17 protein-coding genes are annotated in these 19,581 nt (G+C 69.4%); 10 read left to right on the top strand and 7 right to left on the bottom strand.

Annotation, left to right across the window (positions count from 1 at the left end; all coding sequences use genetic code 11):
• Nucleotides 1–16: 16 nt before the first annotated feature.
• Nucleotides 17–1,564 carry an FAD-dependent oxidoreductase gene (locus tag AC0KXF_RS03970; RefSeq protein WP_473107950.1) on the top strand — a complete coding sequence of 516 codons (1,548 nt, stop codon included), beginning with the start codon at nucleotides 17–19 and terminating at the stop codon, nucleotides 1,562–1,564.
• Between the two features lie 13 nt (nucleotides 1,565–1,577).
• Here the strand turns inward: AC0KXF_RS03970 and AC0KXF_RS03965 are convergent, their stop codons facing one another.
• Nucleotides 1,578–2,000, bottom strand: a complete 423-nt coding sequence (locus tag AC0KXF_RS03965; protein ID WP_473107949.1) for an NUDIX hydrolase — start codon at nucleotides 1,998–2,000, stop codon at nucleotides 1,578–1,580.
• Nucleotides 2,001–2,201: 201 nt separating this feature from the next.
• Nucleotides 2,202–2,972 carry a M15 family metallopeptidase gene (locus AC0KXF_RS03960; RefSeq protein ID WP_473107948.1) on the bottom strand — a complete coding sequence of 257 codons (771 nt, stop codon included), beginning with the start codon at nucleotides 2,970–2,972 and terminating at the stop codon, nucleotides 2,202–2,204.
• Nucleotides 2,973–3,004: 32 nt separating this feature from the next.
• On the opposite strand from AC0KXF_RS03960, the gene AC0KXF_RS03955 reads away from it, so the two are divergent.
• A complete protein-coding gene (locus tag AC0KXF_RS03955) occupies nucleotides 3,005–4,255 on the top strand; it encodes a CapA family protein (RefSeq protein ID WP_473107947.1) in 1,251 nt (416 codons plus the stop codon).
• Between the two features lie 87 nt (nucleotides 4,256–4,342).
• On the opposite strand, the gene AC0KXF_RS03950 is transcribed toward AC0KXF_RS03955, so the two are convergent.
• On the bottom strand, nucleotides 4,343–5,218 hold the full coding sequence (locus AC0KXF_RS03950) for a nitrilase-related carbon-nitrogen hydrolase (protein WP_473107946.1): 876 nt from the start codon (nucleotides 5,216–5,218) through the stop codon (nucleotides 4,343–4,345).
• A 66-nt stretch (nucleotides 5,219–5,284) separates the two neighbouring features.
• On the opposite strand from AC0KXF_RS03950, the gene AC0KXF_RS03945 reads away from it, so the two are divergent.
• Nucleotides 5,285–5,860, top strand: coding sequence for a DUF4916 domain-containing protein (locus AC0KXF_RS03945; protein ID WP_473107945.1), 576 nt, complete (start codon nucleotides 5,285–5,287; stop codon nucleotides 5,858–5,860).
• Between the two features lie 24 nt (nucleotides 5,861–5,884).
• Here AC0KXF_RS03945 and AC0KXF_RS03940 read toward each other — a convergent pair whose 3' ends face one another.
• The 4 genes from AC0KXF_RS03940 to AC0KXF_RS03925 are packed head-to-tail and all read right to left on the bottom strand — an operon-like array spanning nucleotide 5,885 to nucleotide 8,204.
• The gene (locus AC0KXF_RS03940) at nucleotides 5,885–6,349 is read right to left on the bottom strand and encodes a SprT-like domain-containing protein (RefSeq protein ID WP_473107944.1); all 465 of its coding nucleotides are present in this window, start codon (nucleotides 6,347–6,349) and stop codon (nucleotides 5,885–5,887) included.
• Nucleotides 6,342–7,217, bottom strand: a complete 876-nt coding sequence (locus AC0KXF_RS03935; protein WP_473107943.1) for a spermidine synthase — start codon at nucleotides 7,215–7,217, stop codon at nucleotides 6,342–6,344. The genes AC0KXF_RS03940 and AC0KXF_RS03935 overlap by 8 nt, the downstream gene beginning before the upstream one ends.
• Entirely contained in the window at nucleotides 7,214–7,525 is a 312-nt protein-coding gene (locus AC0KXF_RS03930) for a glutaredoxin domain-containing protein (RefSeq protein ID WP_473107942.1), read from the bottom strand. Before AC0KXF_RS03930 ends, AC0KXF_RS03935 begins: the two co-directional genes overlap by 4 nt.
• 10 nt (nucleotides 7,526–7,535) lie before the next feature.
• Nucleotides 7,536–8,204, bottom strand: coding sequence for a phosphatase PAP2 family protein (locus AC0KXF_RS03925; RefSeq protein ID WP_473107941.1), 669 nt, complete (start codon nucleotides 8,202–8,204; stop codon nucleotides 7,536–7,538).
• Between the two features lie 378 nt (nucleotides 8,205–8,582).
• On the opposite strand from AC0KXF_RS03925, the gene rpoB reads away from it, so the two are divergent.
• From rpoB to rpsG, 7 genes are all read left to right on the top strand, one after another.
• Nucleotides 8,583–12,080, top strand: coding sequence for a DNA-directed RNA polymerase subunit beta (rpoB, locus tag AC0KXF_RS03920; protein ID WP_473107940.1), 3,498 nt, complete (start codon nucleotides 8,583–8,585; stop codon nucleotides 12,078–12,080).
• Nucleotides 12,081–12,123: 43 nt separating this feature from the next.
• Nucleotides 12,124–16,020, top strand: a complete 3,897-nt coding sequence (locus AC0KXF_RS03915; protein WP_473107939.1) for a DNA-directed RNA polymerase subunit beta' — start codon at nucleotides 12,124–12,126, stop codon at nucleotides 16,018–16,020.
• Between the two features lie 224 nt (nucleotides 16,021–16,244).
• The gene (locus tag AC0KXF_RS03910; RefSeq protein ID WP_473107938.1) at nucleotides 16,245–17,309 is read left to right on the top strand and encodes a hypothetical protein; all 1,065 of its coding nucleotides are present in this window, start codon (nucleotides 16,245–16,247) and stop codon (nucleotides 17,307–17,309) included.
• Nucleotides 17,306–17,788, top strand: coding sequence for a hypothetical protein (locus tag AC0KXF_RS03905; protein ID WP_473107937.1), 483 nt, complete (start codon nucleotides 17,306–17,308; stop codon nucleotides 17,786–17,788). Before AC0KXF_RS03910 ends, AC0KXF_RS03905 begins: the two co-directional genes overlap by 4 nt.
• Before the next feature lie 2 nt (nucleotides 17,789–17,790).
• Nucleotides 17,791–18,426 (top strand): spermidine/putrescine ABC transporter substrate-binding protein, encoded by a 636-nt coding sequence (locus tag AC0KXF_RS03900; RefSeq protein WP_473107936.1) that lies wholly within the window; start codon nucleotides 17,791–17,793, stop codon nucleotides 18,424–18,426.
• Between the two features lie 276 nt (nucleotides 18,427–18,702).
• Nucleotides 18,703–19,074, top strand: a complete 372-nt coding sequence (rpsL, locus tag AC0KXF_RS03895) for a 30S ribosomal protein S12 (protein ID WP_017885335.1) — start codon at nucleotides 18,703–18,705, stop codon at nucleotides 19,072–19,074.
• A complete protein-coding gene (rpsG, locus tag AC0KXF_RS03890) occupies nucleotides 19,074–19,544 on the top strand; it encodes a 30S ribosomal protein S7 (protein WP_223044602.1) in 471 nt (156 codons plus the stop codon). The genes rpsL and rpsG overlap by 1 nt, the downstream gene beginning before the upstream one ends.
• The last annotated feature ends 37 nt before the right edge of the window (nucleotides 19,545–19,581 follow it).

Here is a 19,581-nt window from a genome sequence, read left to right as displayed (position 1 = left end):
TGAAAGGATACGTGGCATGAACAGCATCAGCGTGGACCTCGCGATCGTCGGCTCGGGGTCGGGCAACTCGCTCGTCACCCCGTTCTGGGATGACAAGCGGGTCGCGATCGCCGAGCACGGGGTGTTCGGCGGCACCTGCCTGAACGTGGGGTGCATCCCCACGAAGATGTACGTGCGCCCGGCGGCGCTCGCGAGCAGCACCGCTGAAGCCGCGAGGCTCGGAGTCGACCTGCGGTTCGAAGGGGCGGATTGGCGAGGGATCCGCGACCGCATCTTCTCGCGGATCGACGCGATCTCCGAGGCAGGCGAGCGGTACCGCGCCGACGAGCTCGACAACGTCGAGCTCGTCCGGAGCCGCGTGCGGCTCGACGGGCAGCGGGCGCTCGTGGTCGACGAGGCCGCGCCCGAGGCAGGGAGCGGTGAGGGAGCCGTCACCCGCATCGAGGCCGAGCAGCTGGTCATCGCAGCCGGCTCGCGGGCGGTGCTGCCCGAGATCCCGGGCATCGACCTGCCCGGCGTGCACACCTCCGACACGGTGATGCGCATCGACGAGCTGCCGCGCCGCGTCGTCGTGATCGGCGGCGGCTACATCGCGTGCGAGTTCGCGGCCGTCTTCTCGGGCCTCGGATCCGAGGTCGTGCAGGTGGTGCGCGGCGACGCGCTGCTGCGCCGTCTCGACGCCGAGATCTCGGAGTGCTTCACCGCCGAGGCCGCGAAGCGCTGGGACCTGCGGCTCGGCTGCTCGGTGGCGGAGATCTCCGAGGACGGGGCGGGAGGGCTGCTCGCGGAGCTCGTGCGGTCGGATGCGGCATCGGGCTCAGACTCGGGAACCGGCTCGGATTCGGGAACCGGCTCCGGCTCGGATTCGGGATCGGACTCAGGATCCGGCTCCCGGGCGGGCGGCGACGGCCCGGTGCGCGCCGACATCGTGCTCGTGGCGACCGGCCGTCGCCCCAACTCCGATCTCGTGGGCGCTGCCGAGGCCGGCTTCGATCTGCACGACGACGGCCGGATCGCGGTCGACGAGTACCAGCGTGTTCTCTCGGGCGGGCACCCGGTCGACGGCGTCTACGCCCTCGGCGACGTCTGCTCGCCGTTCCAGCTCAAGCACGTCGCCAACCACGAGGCGCGCGTCGTGGCCCACAACCTCGAGCACCCCGACGACCTGCGCCGTTCGCGGCACGAGGCTGTGCCGGCCGCGGTGTTCAGCGACCCCGAGCTCGCACAGGTCGGGCTCACCGAGGCGGAGGCGGTCGAGTCGATCGGCGCCGAGCACGTCACCGTGAAGGTGCAGCGCTACGGCGACACGGCGTACGGCTGGGCGATGGAGGATCGGACGGGGGTCTTCAAGGTCATCGCCGATCGGCGCGACGGGCGCATCCTCGGAGCTCACGCGATGGGGTATCAGGCGTCGAACCTGGTGCAGGTCGTGGTGATGGCGATGAGCTTCGGGATCGACGCGCACACGGCGGCGCGGGGGCAGTACTGGATCCATCCCGCCCTCATGGAGGTCGTGGAGAACGCGCTGCTCGGCCTCGAGACGCCCCTCGGCGACGCGCTCTGAGGCCAGACCCCGGTCACCGGCCGAGCAGCGCCGGGAACACGAAGTCGGTGTTGAGCGGGGCCATGTCGGGGCGCGCGGCCGCAGCCGGGTCCACCCACTCGAGGTGTTCGATCTCGGCCCGCGGCTTCGCATCCGCGGCACCGTCGACGAGCGGGTGCTCGAAGACCGACGCCTCGACCGTGTGCCCGGGCTCGTTCGCCGCTGCGGCGCTGAACACACCCAGATCGCGCAGGCGGTCGCGGTCGAGTACGATCCCGAGCTCCTCCTCGAACTCCCGCACGGCGGTGTCCCGCGGATCCTCGCCCAGCTCGTGCTTGCCGCCCGGCAGCATGAGCGATGACGTGCCGCGCTTGCGCACGTTGAGCACGCGGCCGGATTCGTCGCGCATCACGACGGCGCTGACACGGATGATGAGGGTTTCTGCTGCAGCGGTCACCCGTCGAGCCTAGCGTTTCCCTCGGTGCGGGTTCTGCGCCGAAGGCGCTCCCTCCGCCTTGCCGGCGTAGACCTCCCGCACCGTTGTAGACCTCTCACACCGCGCGAGAGATCTACAACGGTGCGGGAGGTCTACAACGGCGCCGAGGCTCCTCAGCCAAGTCGTGCGCTGCGCATCGAGACGGCGACCACGCAGCGCGGTCTACTCGGCGTAGTCGGGGGCCGGCGGCAGCCCGAAGAACTCCTCGAGGGTGGGCGTGCCGCTCGCGCGCATCTCCTGCGCCAGCTCGACGCCGACGTAGCGGAAGTGCCACGGCTCGGGCATGAACCCGGTGACCTCCTGCTCGCCCTCGGGGTAGCGCACGATGAAGCCGTGCTCGGCGGCGTGCTCGGCGAGCCAGACGCCCGCGGGCGTCTCCCCGAAGCAGGCGGCCAGGTAGCACTCCCCGTGGTCGTCGAGGTCGACCACGAGCCCCGTCTGGTGCTCGGAGTGCCCGGGGCGGGCCGAGTAGGTGTCGGCCGCGGCCTGGCCGTCGCGCGCGACGTAGGTGTCGTAGAGCGTCACCTGCGTCGCGTAGTCGCGGTAGGCGCTGATGATGCGCACCTCGTGACCCGCGGCCGCGGCTGCGGCGACGAAGCCCTCGACGGCGCGCGCCGCTGGTTCGCGCAGCGGCTGCGAGAACTCGTTCTCGACTCCCTCGGGCATCGAGAGATCGGAGGGGGCGAAGTCGACGGGGGAGAGGGGACGCAGCTTGTTGCTCACCACCCAGATCGACGCGGGGTCGTCGATCGAGTGGGCGGCTCGGTCGAACTCGGGTTCGACCGGCGGTTCAGCGGTCGGAGCGGGGGTCGCGGGAGCCTCGGCGGCGGGTTCGGGATCGGCCGCGGGTTCCGGGGCGCAGCCGACGACCGGCAGCGCGACGCCGAAAAGCAGCAGCGCGGCGAGCGAGGGGCGGAGGATCCTGGCCGTCATACCCTCAGCCTAATCGCGCATAGGGTGGGATCATGACGCAGGAGAACCCCGCCCGCTCCGGCCCGTCCCGGCGTACCAGGCTCACCATCACGATCGTCGTCGCGGCACTCGTGCTGCTGGGCGGCGGCACGGCGGTGGCGCTGTGGTGGGGCGGATCGGATCCGGATCCCGCACCCGCAGCGGCACCCGACCCGGCCCCCGAGCAGCCGGAGCCCGACCCGGGAACGGACGCTCCGGCCGAGACCGAGCCGCTCCACGTCATCGCGATGGGCGACATGCTGCCGCACGACTCCGTGAACGCGAACGCGCAGCTGCCCGACGGCGGGTGGGACTACGGTCGGTTCTTCGAGGGCATCCGCGCGCAGCTCGACGCGGCGGACGCGACGTTCTGCAACCAGGAGGTGCCGAGCGCGGGAGCCGACTTCGGCATCAGCGGCTACCCGACCTTCAACGCGCCGACGGAGTTCGCGCGCGATCTGCACGGCGCGGTCGGATGCGACCTCGTCAACCTGGCCAACAACCATGCCGCCGACAAGGGTGCGGAGGGCATCGCGGCGACCCGCGCGGTGTGGGACGGGCTCACCCCCTCGGCGGTGAGCGGGGCCAATCGCAGCGCCGAGGAGCAGCGGGCGGTGCAGGTCTTCGAGCAGGACGGGGTGCGCATCGCGCTCGTCTCGTTCGCCGAGTACTCGAACGCTCCGATCGACGGGGTCTCGCTGAACATGATGGGGGACGACGCGCTCGTCGCCGAGCTGATGGCCGAGGCTCGGGATCAGGCCGACACCGTGATCGTCTCCGCGCACTGGGGCACGGAGGACTCGCACGAGGTGAACGACGCGCAGACGGCGTTCGCCCAGCGCGTCGCCGACCTGGGGGCCGACGTGGTCGTCGGCACCGGCCCGCACGTGCTGCAGCCGGTCACCTGGCTCGACCGGGCAGACGGCGGTCGCACCCTCGTCTGGTACTCCATCGGCAACATGCTCAGCACCCAGCTCGAGCTCGCGCAGCGCACCGGTGTGATCGCCGGCTTCGACCTCGTGCGGGACGACGCCGGCGCCGTGCGCGTGAAGAATCCCACGGCGATCCTCACCTACATGCACTACGAGTGGACGCCGGAGCAGGAAGCGGCGGGCGACCTCATGGCGCGGCACAGCCTGTCGATCACGCCGCTCTCCGCTTCGGGTGAGCTGCTGCAGCAGACGAGCTTCGGGGTGACGGCCGAGCAGCAGGTCGAGGCGTCCGCGGCGATCCTCGGGCCCGACGTCGCAGTGCTGCCCGAGTAGTGCTTGTGCGCTGAGCCTGTCGAAGCGCGCGTGAGCCTTCGTGTCCTTCGACAGGCTCAGGGGTCCACGAGCTCGGGGAACGAAAGCTCAGGAGACCGGATCGGCCGAGAGCGCCGCGTACTGCTCCGTGCTCAGCCGGTCGGCGATCACGGGGAACTCCTCGCGCACCTCGGCGACGCGGGTCGTCTCGACCTCGACCACGAGCACCTCCTCGCCGTCGCCGCACTCGGCCACGACGCGCCCCGAGGGATCGACGACGCGGCTGAAGCCGCCGAGCGGCACCGCCCGGTCGCCCTCGCCCTGCGTGCCGCACGCGTTGCAGGCCAGTACCCATACCTGGTGCTCGACCGCGCGCGCCTGCGTCAGCAGGCGCCAGTGCTCGCGGCGGGCCGCGGGCCAGGCCGCGGGCACCACGACGGTCTCGGCGCCGCGCGCGCTGAGCTCCTGCCACAGCCCCGGGAAGCGGAGGTCGTAGCAGGTGGTGCTCGCGATCCGGCCGAGCGGGCCGGGCACGACGCTCAGCGAGCCCCCCGGCCTGAGCAGCTGCGATTCGAGCGACTGATAGCCGAACACGTGGATCTTGCGATAGGTCTGGGCGATCCGCCCCTCCGCATCGATGAGCACCGCCGTGTTGTGCAGCGCCCCGTCGGCACCGCGCTCGACGATGCTCCCGAGATGGATGGCGGAGCCGAGGTCGCGTGCGACGCGTCGGCCCATGGTCACGGTCGCGCCGTCGAGCGTCTCGGCGCGCTCCTCGTAGCGATCGAACGCGAAGTAGCCGGCGCTCCACAGCTCGGGCAGCACGAACAGGTCGATGCCGTCGTGCTGGCGCAGCAGCTGCTCGATGCGGTCGATGCGGGCTTCGGGGGACTCGGAGTCGGGGCTCGCAACCTGCACGAGGGCGATGCGGCGCACGCCGCTGGCGGGATCCGGGCTGGCGGTCGTCGGCTTCGTCGCGTTCATGCCCCCAGCCTAACGAGTGCGCCGCTCGGCGGGGCGGGCGCGTCGCGGCGGTGCAAGAATGGCACCATGAGCATCGACACCGCGGACCTGCCCGAACCGGAGGGGCCGGAGGATCGCCCGGCGCCGGCCGGCAACCCCGGCTGGCTGAGCGACGACGAACTGCGATTCGTCCGAGGCCGACTGCCGGTCGTCTACGTCGAGGCCGTGCCGGTGCGGCTCGACGGCCTCGGCAGCATCGTCGAGGTCGGGCTGCTGCTGCGCAGCACGCCCGAGGGTGTGATCACGCGCTCGCTCGTCTCGGGGCGGGTGCGTTTCGGGGAGACGCTGCGCGAGGCGCTCTTCCGGCACCTCGAGAACGATCTCGGCCCGATGGCCTTCCCGCAGATGCCGGCCACGCTCGTGCCGGTGCAGGTGGCGGAGTACTTTCCGATGCCCGGCATAACGCCCTACGTCGACGAGCGTCAGCATGCGGTCTCGTTGGTCTACGTGGTGCCGGTCACGGGCACCTGCAATCCCAGGCAGGATGCGCTGGAGGTGAGCTGGATGTCGCCCGCGGAGGCGCTTTCGCCCGACACCCTCGACGAGCTGCCCGACGGCCGCGGGCGCCTGCTGCGCGACGCGCTCGCCGCCGTGGGGTGCTAGGGCGGACGAGAACGCGGCTCGGGATCAGGCCCGCCGCTGCCAGGCGATGACGTGGGCGCGCGAGAAGCCCCGCGCGCATCTGCCGCAGGAGGTGACGCGGGTCGGCCTCCTGAATCGGTAGTGCTTGTGGCCCGCCGGGCACGATCCCACCCACGGAGCCCTCTCGTGCGCGATCTCCCCGTCGTGCGTGCGCCCGCCGACATAGCCGATCTCGGCCGCCGTCCGCTTCCACTCCGGGCCGTGGCCGGCGTCGGGTCCGGCCATCGCGTGCGCCACCTCGTGCAGCAGCACCTGGTGGATCTCGTCGTCGTCGAACTTCTCGGCGAGGTAGCGCGACACCGTGATGCGGCGCTCGGTGTAGTTGCAGAGGCCGGCTCGACGCTTCGCGCGGTCGAAGTCGAAGTCCCACGCTCCCGCGCCGAAACGGGGCTCGAGGTGCATCCGGATCAGCGCTTCGGCCCACACCCGCACACGCGCGAGCTCAGCCACGGCCGAACACCTCGGGCGGCGGCTCCGGGCTCGGGGTGGCGTCGGCGTCGGCGACGGGACGCGCGCCCCGCAGCCACTCGGTCAGTTCGCGGTCGACGAGCATGCGCGCGGGGTGGGGGCCTCCCGCGAGCAGACGGGGCAACCACTCGAGGTCGGGGGCGGCCGTCCCGTCTGCGGATGCAGGGTCGCCGGAAGCGAGCAGCACCACGTTGCCGAAGCGCCGTCCCTTCAGCACCTGCGGCTCGGCGATCGCGGCGACCGTGGAGAAGATCGAGGCGAGTGTCGCGACCTGACCTCGGGTGAAGGCCTGACCGGCCCCATCCGTGACGTTCACCACGATCAGGCCGCCCGGAGCAAGGAGCGGCCTGATCAGCTGGTAGAACTCGGCACTCGAGACGTGGGCGGGGGTGCGGTCGCCCGAGAAGATATCGACGACGACGAGGTCCATCGTGCCGCGCATGCCCTCGGGCAGCTTGCCGAGGACCTCGCGCGCATCGCCGCGTCTGATGCGGATGCTCGCGCGGCGCGGCAGCGGAGCGGCTTCGCGCACGAGATCGACGAGCGCTCCCTCGAGCTCGATGATCTGCTGCCGGCTGCCCGGACGCGTCGCGTCGACGTACCGCGGGAGCGTGAACGCGCCGCCGCCCAGGTGCAGTGCCGAGATCGGCGCGCCGGCGGGGCGGAACAGGTCGATCACGTGACCGATGCGGCGCACGTACTCGAAGAAGAGCTCGGACGGATCGCGCAGGTTGACATGGGATTGCGGCGTGCCGTCGACGAGCAGCTGGATCGCGCCGGGCACCCACCGGTCCTCCTCGAACTCGGCGGTGAGGCCGGAGCCGAGGGCGACGGGATCGGGCAGCCTCACGGCGCCGTCTCGGTCGTGGTGCCGTCGGCGTCGATCCGCGTCGCTCCCTCGGTCCTCGCGCTGCCCAACCCCAGCTCCGCGATCTTCTGCAGCATGTCGGCGTTCGACGGCTCGACCTGGTGGCTGCGGTCGGGGTAGACGATCACGGGGATGTTGGTGCGGCCGCTGATATCACGGGCCACCTCGGCGGACGCGGGATCCTGCACCAGATCGACGTACCGGTAGGGGGCGCCGGCCCGGTCGAAGATCAGCTTGGCGCGGCGGCAGTCACCGCACCAGTCGGCTCCGAAGATGATGGTCTCGCTCATGACCACCAGCCTAGGCCGCACCTCCGACATCGGCGTTCGGCCGTCGGCGAACCCACATCCGCCGGCCGAGCACGGCCGCGCAGATCCCGAGCAGCGCGCCCGCGAGCGTGTCGCTGAGCCAGTGCACGTGCAGTGCCGCGCGGCTCCACATCATCACCAGAACCCACGAAGCGGCCAGGATCCAGATCAGTCGTCTCGCACGTTCGTCGAGTGCCTCGGCCTGCGCCGCCACCAGCGCGAGCGAGCACGCCAGTGCGGCCGCGCCCATCGAGTGCCCTGAGGGATACGAACTGCCGGAGGCGTGGAAGAGCGGATCCCACGGTCGCGGGCGCAGTACGAGCGCCTTCATGGTCTCTGAGGCGGCGATGCCGATCACCATCGCGGTCGCGACGGAGGCCGCGTCGCGAGGGCGGCGGAGCGCGAGCAGCAGTGCCGCCGCGATCGCCGTGCACGCGGCGGCGCCGATCCCGCTGCCCGCTTCGGCCATGAACACCGCGACCGCGTAGGCCGCCGATCCGCGGGCCGCTCCGGCGATCCCGTGCCACCACTCGTCGACGCCGAACGGGCCCGAGTGCACGAGCCGCAGGTACGCTCCCAGCGCCGCGATGAGCACGAGGCCCGCGAACGCCCACGGGGTCGCGGTGCGAGTGAGCGGGGCGGCGCCGGGGGAGGTCGACATGCGATCCACGCTAACCCGGCCTCCTGCGAGCATCCCGGAGCGGCCGCTGCTCGCATGCTCCTTCCGCACCGATCGGTGCTTTGTGGAACAGGGGTGCGGGACGCGGCCGATCGGCCCGTCGCCGATTTGCGTCCGGCGCGGCGAGCAATATGCTGGGAGTGGCCTGGACTCCGCGAGGAGAGTTCCGCGAATGCAGTGGACAGACGGTAACAATGGTGTTACAGTTGATAGTTGCACTACGGACACCAGTGTGCCTTCATATATCGGTAGGCCCCGGGAGCTGGCGCGAAAGCGCAGATGAGCCTCGCTCGCGTGATCCGATGCATCTCTCGCAAGACCAGGTCAACCGGCCCGACGGGGCCCACGGAGGTAGTTTCCTTGGCTGCTGCGCGCAACGCATCGTCAACCACCCAACCGAAGAACGGTCGCAACCACTCGCGACTCTCCTTCGCCAAGATTTCCGACACGCTGTCGGTGCCCAACCTGCTGGCACTGCAGCTCGAGAGCTTCGACTGGCTCGTCGGCAACGACGCGTGGAAGGAGCGCGTCGCAGAGGCACAGGCCGAGGGGCGCGATGACATCGCGCTGAAGAGCGGCCTCGAGGAGATCTTCGACGAGATCTCCCCGATCGAGGACAACGCTGGCACCATGCAGCTCTCGTTCGAGAACCCGATCCTCGACGAGCAGAAGTTCACCATCGAGGAGTGCAAGGAGCGCGGTAAGACCTACGCCGCTCCGCTCTACGTCGAGGCGGCCTTCTACAACACCGAGACCCAGGTGCTGAAGAGCCAGACGGTCTACATGGGCGATTTCCCCATCATGACCGACAAGGGCACCTTCATCATCAACGGCACCGAGCGCGTCATCGTCTCGCAGCTCGTGCGCAGCCCCGGCGTGTACTTCGAGCGCGCCCAGGAGAAGACCAGTGATAAGGACGTCTTCACCGCCCGCGTGATCCCGAGCCGCGGCGCGTGGCTCGAGTTCGAGGTCGACAAGCGCGACCAGGTCGGCGTGCGCATCGACCGCAAGCGCAAGCAGTCGGTCACCGTGTTCCTCAAGGCGCTCGGCATGACCAGCGAGGAGATCCTCGAGGAGTTCGCCGGCTACGAGTCGATCGCGCTCACCCTCGAGAAGGACGGCATCCTCACCCAGGAGGAGGCGCTCAAGGACATCTACCGCAAGCAGCGCCCGGGCGAGCAGGTGGCCATCGAGGCCGCCAAGGCCCTGCTCGACAACAGCTACTTCAACCCGAAGCGCTACGATCTCGCCAAGGTCGGCCGGTACAAGATCAACCGGAAGCTCGGCGTCGACGCCCCCATCACCGACTCGGTGCTGTCGCTCGAGGACATCGTCGCGACCATCAAGTACCTCGTCGGCCTCCACGCGGGCACCGAGACGCTGCCCGGCGTGCGCGACGGCAAGGATATCGACGTCCGCCTCGACACCGACGACATCGACCACTTCGGCAACCGCCGCATCCGCGCCGTGGGCGAGCTCATCCAGAACCAGGTGCGCACCGGCCTCAGCCGTATGGAGCGCGTGGTGCGCGAGCGCATGACCACGCAGGACATCGAGGCGATCACCCCGAACACCCTGATCAACACTCGCCCCGTGCTGGCGGCGATCAAGGAGTTCTTCGGCACCTCGCAGCTGTCGCAGTTCATGGATCAGAACAACCCGCTCGCGGGCCTGACCAACAAGCGCCGCCTCTCCGCGCTCGGCCCGGGCGGCCTGAGCCGCGACCGCGCCGGCGTCGAGGTGCGAGACGTGCACCCCTCGCACTACGGCCGCATGTGCCCGATCGAGACCCCTGAGGGCCCGAACATCGGCCTGATCGGCGCGCTCGCGACCTTCGCGCGCATCAACGCGTTCGGCTTCATCGAGACCCCCTACCGCCGCATCGTCGACGGCAAGGTCACCGACCAGGTCGACTACCTGACCGCGCACGAGGAGGACGAGTACCTCATCGCCCAGGCCGGCGCCCCGCTCACCGAGGACGGCCGCTTCGCCGAGCAGCAGGTGCTCGCGCGCCCCCGCGGCTCCGAGGTCGTGCTGGTCGACTCCGATCGCGTGCAGTACATGGACGTGTCGCCCCGCCAGATGGTGTCCGTGGCCACGTCGCTCATCCCGTTCCTCGAGCACGACGACGCGAACCGCGCCCTCATGGGAGCGAACATGCAGCGTCAGGCCGTGCCGCTCGTGCGCAGCGAGTCGCCCGTGGTCGGCACCGGCATGGAGGGCTACGCGGCGATCGACGCGGGTGACGTGATCACCGCGCAGAAGTCCGGCGTCATCGAGGAGGTCTCAGCCGACTTCGTGACCGTGCAGCACGACGAAGGCGGGTCGAAGACCTACTTCATGCGCAAGTTCGACCGCTCGAACCAGGGCACGAACTACAACCACCGCGTCATCGTGAAGGCCGGCGAGCGCATCGAGGCCGGCGAGGTCATCGCAGACGGCCCCGCCACGGAGAACGGCGAGCTCGCGCTCGGCCGCAACCTGCTCGTCGCGTTCATGTCGTGGGAGGGGCACAACTTCGAGGACGCGATCATCCTCAGCCAGAACCTGGTGAAGGACGACACCCTCTCCTCGATCCACATCGAGGAGTACGACATCGATGCCCGCGACACCAAGCTCGGCAAGGAGGAGATCACCCGCGATCTCCCCAACGCCAGCATGGAGGCGCTGAAGGATCTCGACGAGCGCGGCATCATCCGCATCGGCGCCGAGGTCAAGCAGGGCGACATCCTCGTCGGCAAGGTCACGCCGAAGGGCGAGACCGAGCTGTCGGCCGAGGAGCGCCTGCTCCGCGCGATCTTCAACGAGAAGAGCCGCGAGGTGCGCGATACCTCGCTCAAGGTGCCGCACGGCGTCTCGGGCACGGTCACCGCCGTCAAGGTGTTCGACGCCGAGAACGATAACGACGACGAGCTCGGCTCGGGCGTCAACCAGCGCGTGGTCGTCTACATCGCCCAGAAGCGCAAGATCACCGAGGGCGACAAGCTCGCCGGCCGTCATGGCAACAAGGGCGTCATCTCGAAGATCCTGCCCGTCGAGGACATGCCGTTCCTCGCCGACGGCACCCCGGTCGACGTGATCCTGAACCCGCTCGGCATCCCGGGCCGAATGAACTTCGGCCAGGTGCTCGAGATCCACCTCGGGTGGATCGCGAAGCAGGGCTGGAAGGTCGAGGGCAACCCGGAGTGGGCTGCGAAGCTCTCGAAGGAGGCCCTCGAGGCGGCGCCGAACACCAAGGTCGCGACCCCGGTGTTCGACGGTGCGACCGAGGCCGAGATCGCCGGTCTGCTCGACTCGACGCTCGTGACGCGAGACGGCGAGCGGCTCATCGACTCCAGCGGCAAGACCCGCCTGTTCGACGGCCGCTCGGGCGAGCCCTACCCGTACCCGATCTCGGTCGGCTACATGTACATCCTGAAGCTGCACCACCTCGTCGATGACAAGATCCACGCGCGCTCGACGGGTCCCTACTCGATGATCACCCAGCAGCCGCTCGGCGGTAAGGCCCAGTTCGGTGGCCAGCGCTTCGGTGAGATGGAGGTGTGGGCGCTCGAGGCCTACGGTGCCGCATACGCGCTGCAGGAGCTGCTCACGGTCAAGTCCGACGACATCCTCGGCCGCGTCAAGGTGTACGAGGCGATCGTCCGCGGCGAGAACATCCCCGAGCCGGGTGTGCCCGAGTCGTTCCGAGTGCTGATGAAGGAGATGCAGTCGCTCTGCCTGAACGTCGAGGTGCTGGGCGCCGACGGCAACGCCGTCAACCTGCGTGACAACGATGACGAGGCCCACCGCACCGCGGAGGAGCTCGGCATCAATCTGTCCAGCCGCTTCGAGACCTCGTCGGTCGACGAGATCTAAGCCGCACCAGACGTAGATTTTTCAGATTCTCAAGGAGAATATTTTGCTCGAGGGTACAGATTTCAACGAGCTGCAGATCCGTCTGGCCACGGCCGACGACATCCGCAGCTGGTCGTTCGGCGAGGTCAAGAAGCCGGAGACCATCAACTACCGCACGCTGAAGCCGGAGAAGGACGGTCTGTTCGGCGAGCAGATCTTCGGACCGAGCCGCGACTGGGAGTGCGCGTGCGGCAAGTACAAGCGCGTGCGCTACAAGGGCATCGTCTGCGAGCGCTGCGGCGTCGAGGTGACGAAGTCGAGCGTGCGCCGAGAGCGCATGGGCCACATCGAACTGGCCGCGCCCGTCACGCACATCTGGTACTTCAAGGGTGTGCCGTCCCGTCTGGGCTACCTGCTCGACATGGCGCCGAAGGATCTCGAGAAGGTCATCTACTTCGCTGCGTACATGATCATCGACATCGATGACGAGGGCCGTCGCGAGGACATGGCGGAGCTGGAGGCCGAGCTGCGTCTCGAGCTGAAGGCGCTCGAGGATCAGCGCGACATCGCCATCGCGCAGCGCCAGCAGCAGGCCGAATCGGATCTCGCCGCGCTCGAGGCCGAAGGGGCGAAGGCGGATCAGCGCCGTCGCGCCGAGGCCTCGGCCGAGAAGGAGATGGCGGCGATCCGCAAGGGCTTCGACGACGACATCGCTCGGCTGCAGCGCGTGTGGGAGGACTTCCGCAATCTCAAGGTGGGCGACCTCAAGCCCGAGGACGCGGTGTTCGCCGATCTCATGGATCGCTACGGCGACTACTTCGAGGCGTACATGGGCGCCGAGGCGATCAAGAAGCGCCTCGAGTCCTTCGATCTCGAGGCCGAGGCGGAGACGCTGCACCTGCAGATCGCCGAGGGCAAGGGACAGAAGAAGATCCGCGCGATCAAGCGCCTGAAGGTCGTCAGCGCCTTCCTGCAGACGGGTGCGAGCCCGGCCGCGATGGTGCTCGACGTCGTTCCGGTGATCCCGCCCGAGCTCCGCCCGATGGTGCAGCTCGACGGCGGCCGCTTCGCGACCTCCGATCTCAACGACCTCTACCGTCGTGTGATCAACCGCAACAACCGTCTGCGCCGCCTGCTCGATCTCGGCGCCCCCGAGATCATCGTCAACAACGAGAAGCGCATGCTGCAGGAGGCCGTCGACGCGCTGTTCGACAACGGCCGCCGCGGTCGCCCCGTGACGGGCACGGGCAACCGCGCCCTGAAGTCCCTGAGCGACATGCTCAAGGGCAAGCAGGGCCGGTTCCGCCAGAACCTGCTCGGCAAGCGCGTCGACTACTCGGGCCGTTCGGTCATCGTGGTCGGCCCGCAGCTCAAGCTGCACCAGTGCGGTCTGCCCAAGCAGATGGCGCTCGAGCTGTTCAAGCCGTTCGTGATCAAGCGCCTCATGGATCTGTCGCACGCGCAGAACGTGAAGGCCGCGAAGCGCATGGTGGAGCGCTCCCGCTCCGAGGTGTGGGACGTGCTCGAGGAGATCATCCGCGAGCGCCCCGTGCTGCTCAACCGCGCGCCGACGCTGCACCGCCTCGGCATCCAGGCGTTCGAGCCGCAGCTCGTCGAGGGCAAGGCCATTCAGCTGCACCCGCTCGTCTGCGCGGCCTTCAACGCCGACTTCGACGGCGACCAGATGGCTGTGCACCTGCCGCTGTCGGTCGAGGCCCAGGCCGAGGCCCGCGTGCTGATGCTCGCCTCGAACAACATCCTGAAGCCCTCGGACGGCCGCCCGGTGACCCTGCCCTCGCAGGACATGATCATCGGCCTGCACCACCTCACCACGGTCAAGAAGGACGCCGCCGGCACCGGTCGCGCGTTCGGCTCGATCGCCGAGGCGATCCTGGCGATGGACGAGGGCACCCTCGATCTGGGTTCGAAGGTCAAGCTGCGTCTCAACGGCTACACCGACGCGAACGGCGTCACCTCCGAGAAGCCCGTGCTCGTGGAGACCACTCTCGGCCGCGCGATCTTCAACGAGGCGCTGCCGTCCGACTACCCCTACTTCGAGCGCGTGGCCGACAAGGGCAGCCTCTCGGGGCTGGTCAACGACCTCGCCGAGCGCTACCCGAAGGTGGAGGTCGCGGCGACCCTCGACCGCATCAAGGACGCGGGCTTCTACTGGGCATCGCGCTCGGGTGTGACGGTGTCGCTCTCCGATGTCGTGACGCCGGCGAACAAGAGCGAGATCATCGCCGAGCACGAGAAGCGCGCGGCCAAGGTGCAGCGCGACTACGATCGCGGCATGATCAGCGACGGCGATCGCCGCAAGGCGCTCACCGACATCTGGACGGAGGCGACCGACGAGGTGGCCGCCGCGATGCGCGAGTCCTTCCCCGAGGACAACACCATCTTCCGGATGGTGTCGTCGGGCGCCCGCGGTAACTGGCTGCAGATCCGCAACATCGCGGGTATGCGAGGCCTGGTGTCGAACCCGAAGGGTGAGATCATCCCGCGTCCGATCATCAACTCGTACCGCGAGGGCCTGTCGGTGGCGGAGTACTTCATCGCGACCCACGGTGCCCGTAAGGGCCTCGCCGATACCGCTCTGCGCACCGCCGACTCGGGCTACCTGACCCGTCGTCTGGTCGACGTGTCGCAGGACGTCATCATTCGCGAGGAGGACTGCGGCACCAGGCGCGGACTCGATCTCCCGATCGCCGCGGCCGACGCGAACGGCGTGCTCGTGCGCGACGAGAACGTCGAGAACTCGGTCTACGCCCGCACCCTCGCCACCGACGCGGTGTCGCCCGACGGCACGGTCGTGGCGAGCGCCGGCGATGACGTGGGCGACGTGCTCATCGACAAGCTGGTTGAGGCCGGCGTGACCGAGATCAAGGTGCGCTCCGTGCTCACCTGCGCCTCGGCCGTGGGCGTCTGCGCCACCTGCTACGGCCGCTCGCTCGCGACCGGCCAGCGCGTCGACATCGGCGAGGCGGTCGGCATCATCGCCGCTCAGTCGATCGGCGAGCCCGGTACTCAGCTGACGATGCGTACGTTCCACACGGGTGGTTCGGCCTCGGCCGACGACATCACCCAGGGTCTGCCGCGCGTCCAGGAGCTGTTCGAGGCGCGCACCCCGAAGGGCGCGTCGCCGATCGCCGAGGCCGCGGGCCGCATCACGATCGAGGACACCGAGAAGAGCCGCCGCATCCTTCTCACGCCGGACGACGGCACCGAGGAGAAGCAGTACCCCGTGCTGAAGCGCGCCACGCTGCTCGTCGAGGACGGCGACCACGTCGAGCTCGGCCAGCCGTTCCTGGCGGGCACGCTGGATCCGAAGGATATCCTGCAGGTGGGATCCACCACCGAGGACGGGAAGCACATCCCGGGCGAGCGCGCGGTGCAGAAGTACCTCGTCGAGGGCGTGCAGGGCGTCTACCGCTCGCAGGGCGTGCCGATCCACGACAAGCACATCGAGGTGATCGTGCGCCAGATGCTGCGCAAGGTGACCGTGGTGGATCACGGCGAGACCGAGCTGCTCCCGGGCGAGCTCGTCGACCGTTCGCGTTACCAGCGCATCAACCGCGAGGCGCTGCTCGAGGGCAAGCGCGCCGCGACCGCCCGTCCCGAGGTCATGGGCATCACCAAGGCCTCGCTCGCGACCGAGTCGTGGCTCTCTGCGGCCTCCTTCCAGGAGACCACTCGCGTGCTCACGCAGGCGGCGATGGAAGGATCGAAGGATCCGCTCATCGGCCTCAAGGAGAACGTCATCATCGGTAAGCTCATCCCGGCCGGTACCGGCCTGAGCACCTACCGCGACGTCGAGGTCGAGGCGACCGAGGAGGCGAAGGCGGAGCGCTACCCGAACCGCCTGTTCGCGACCGAGGGCACCTTCGACGAGAACGACCTCTCGTTCGTGGACTTCGACAGCTTCACCGCCGACGAGTTCAACCCCGGCAACTACAGCTGACGCCGGGGCGTAGGCCTCAGCGTCGTGCTGCGCGAGCCTAGCGAGTCGCAGCACGCAGGATCCGGGCCGTGGAAAGGGCGCTCGCACTTTGGTGCGGGCGCCCTTTTTCGCGCGTTCTGCGCGCGGGCTCCCCGGAATGTCGGCGGCTGCTTGTAGTGTGACGGCCAGAGTATGTGCTCGGTGGTGACTCGGCGACCGAGCGCCCCACGACGAGAGGTGCAGCGATGAGCGACGACCGCGAGACCCCCGCATCGAGAGCCGCAGAGGCTCCCGAGACGTCGGCGAATCCGGGGGCGCCGGTGGAGGAGGCCGAGGCGAGCCAGACCGACGTGCTCGCCGCGGTGCAGCGATCGAGGAGCACGAGCTCCGATTCCGACGCGGGATCGGAGCGCGAGGTCGTCGCGGCCGAGGAGATTGTAGTGGTGGACGCGGAGGAGGCATCGCCCGTCGACGAGGCCGAAGCCGAGCGCGCCCGCCGTGAGGCCGCCTCGGAGGTCGACACGCAGCTCGATCTCGAGACGCTGGGCGTCGGGCGTCCCAGCGAGCCCGCGGAGAGCGAGGTGTCCTCGCTGCCGGCGCTCGACGATCTTCCGTCGGCCTCCGCCGAGGCGCCCCTCCCGCCGGCTCGGGATGGCGAGATCCGCATCAGCGCTGACCACCCGATGGCGGCTCTCTACATGCAGACGCCCATGCCCCCCGACATCCGCGGCAACCGCGGCGCCGGCCTGCTCATCTCCGTGCTCGCCACCGTCGGTTTCGCGCTCGTGTACGCGGGGGTGTACGCCCTGGTGCTCGCGCCCTCGCTCGCTCCGTCGCAGTTCGTCGACGGTCTGACGGAGCAGCTGCTGAGGTGGAGCACCGCCGCCGCGGTGGCGGCCTTCTTCGTGAGCCTCTCGGTGCTCGTACTGATCGTCGGCCGCGCAGGGTGGTGGGCCTACGTGCTGGGCGGGTTCCTCGTCGCGGGCGCGGTCTGGGTCGCGACGACCATCGGCGTCATGACCGATGTGAGCGGGTTCGGCGCGCTGTTCCACCTGCCCCCGCTGGTGATCGCGGAGCGTTTCGGTTTGACGGTGCCCGCGGTCGTGGCGGTGCTCGTGGCGCGCGAAGTCACGATCTGGTTCGGTGCGTGGATCGGCGGCCGCGGTCGTCGCATGAAGCAGAAGAACGCGGAGGCCCTCGCCGAGTACGAGGCCGCGCTCGCCGAGTCCCAGGAGAAGCACTCGGCCTCCCAGCAGGCCTTCGGTGCCTCGACGTCCGATCAGGCCGGTAAGCGGGCGACTCAGCCGTGACCGAAGGCCCCCGACGCGGTGTGACGCGCGGCTACGTCGCCGGCCTGGCTCTGGCCGGCGTGATCGTCGCCGCCGCACTGCTCATCGCGACCTGGGGCATGCTCTCTCTCGCCATGCAGCGGGACCCGATCTCGAGTGACGGGGTGCCCCGGTGGGCCGCCCCGGTCCTGCTGCTGCTCGGTCTCGCGCTGCTCGCCGCCGCATTGTGGCAGCAGGCGATCGTGCTGCTGCGCGGCCGCCGCGGTCCCGCCTGGGGCACCGTCATCACGGTCGCGGGCGGTGTGTACCTGCTGTGGTGCCTCGGCGGGATGCTGGCCGGCCTCTCGGTCGACGAGACCTGGGTGAGCCCGTTCGCGGCAGCACTGCCCGTGATCTGGGCTGCGGCTTCGCTGCTGTTCTGGAGCGTGCTCGCGCGCCGGGTCTACACCGATCGCCCCGCCCCGAAGTGGCCGTGGGAGCGCGCGGGGGAGGACGAGTGATCGTGGCGGGCGCCATCGACGAGAGAGTGAATGCGGCCGTGGACGCCTGGCTGCGGTGGGTGCCGAGCTGGTCTCCGGGCACGCACCGCGGGAGGTCCCGCCTCTGCCGGAGGTGCACCGGATCCCCGATCCTCGCGGCCGCCGGCCTCGCGAACGATGTGCCCCACCAGGTCACCCACGCCCTCGTCTCGCGCATGCAGCGCATCATCGACAGGCGGGTCGACGAGTTCACGGCGGCCGAACTCCCCGCGCTGCACGAGGAGCTGACGGGGGAGGAGCTGTGGCGGGCGGGCGGCTATGATCCCGCGGAGGGGCTCGCCCCCGAGTACGAGGGGCTGGATCCCGACCCCGAGCCCGACGACAGCGAGCAGCCCTTCCTCTTCACGCTCGCGGGGCTCGCTGAGGAGAGCAAGCCCGAGCCGCCGCTCCCGAGGCCGCCCCTGAGCCATGAGGAGAAGCAGCGGCTGCGCCGGGAGATCGAGCTCGCCGACGCGCACGCCGAGGAGACCGGGCGGGAGGTCTGCTTCGCGCTCGTGGCGCACCGGGGGCGGATCGAGGCCGCGATCCAGCACTTCATCGAACCGCAGATCAAGGCCATGCTCGATGAGCTGTCCCAGCACCTCGTGCCGCCGCAGTAGGCCGGCTCTTGCCAAGCCGTCCCGCAGGGCGTAAAGTTAACCCTTGGTGCCCTCCACCGATGGTTTCGTCATGCATGTGACGGGGTGAGCGGGGGAGTGCTCACCGTCGGGTCCCTCGCTCAGCAGAGCTGACACCCCCACGGCATAGCTGCACTCGGTCGCCGACGACGCGCTCGCGCGTCGTCTTCGACAGCAGCTCAGCGGCCGCGCAAGCGATCGCACATGCTTGACCATGAAAGCATTCCTGTCACCGTGCAGGACGAATGAGGAGAATCAGTGCCTACTATTCAGCAGCTGGTTCGCAAGGGCCGCACGCCGAAGGTCTCCAAGACCAAGGCGCCCGCCCTGAAGGCGAACCCGCAGCAGGCCGGGGTCTGCACCCGTGTCTACACCACCACCCCGAAGAAGCCGAACTCGGCGATGCGCAAGGTCGCTCGTGTGAAGCTCCGCAACGGGACCGAGGTCACCGCCTACATTCCGGGTGAGGGCCACAACCTGCAGGAGCACTCGCTGGTGCTCGTGCGCGGTGGTCGTGTCAAGGACCTCCCCGGTGTCCGTTACAAGATCGTGCGCGGCGCGCTCGACACGCAGGCGGTCAAGGATCGCCAGCAGGCTCGCAGCCGCTACGGTGCGAAGAAGGTGAAGTAATGCCCCGTAAAGGTCCCGCTCCCAAGCGCCCCGTCGTCGCCGATCCTGTTTACGGTGCCCCCATCGTCAGCCAGCTCGTCAACAAGATCCTGCTGGACGGCAAGAAGGGTCTCGCCGAGCGCATCGTCTACGGTGCCCTCGAGAACGTCGCCGAGAAGTCCGGTCAGGACGCGGTGACGGTGCTCAAGAAGGCGCTCGACAACGTGCGTCCCACGCTCGAGGTCCGCTCGCGTCGCGTCGGCGGCAGCACCTACCAGGTGCCCGTCGAGGTGAAGCCGCACCGCGCGAACACGCTCGCGCTGCGCTGGCTCACCAGCTACGCGAAGGCTCGTCGTGAGAACTCGATGACCGATCGCCTCACCAACGAGATCCTCGATGCTTCCAACGGCCTCGGCGCCGCCGTGAAGCGCCGCGAGGACACTCACAAGATGGCCGAGTCGAACCGCGCGTTCGCTCACTACCGCTGGTAGTCATCTGCGCATCGAGCTTGTCGGGGTGGCGGATCCC

The organism is Leucobacter holotrichiae, from assembly GCF_055791005.1.
Note: the sequence above shows the minus strand (reverse complement) of the source record. Positions and strands in the feature narration are given on the sequence as shown.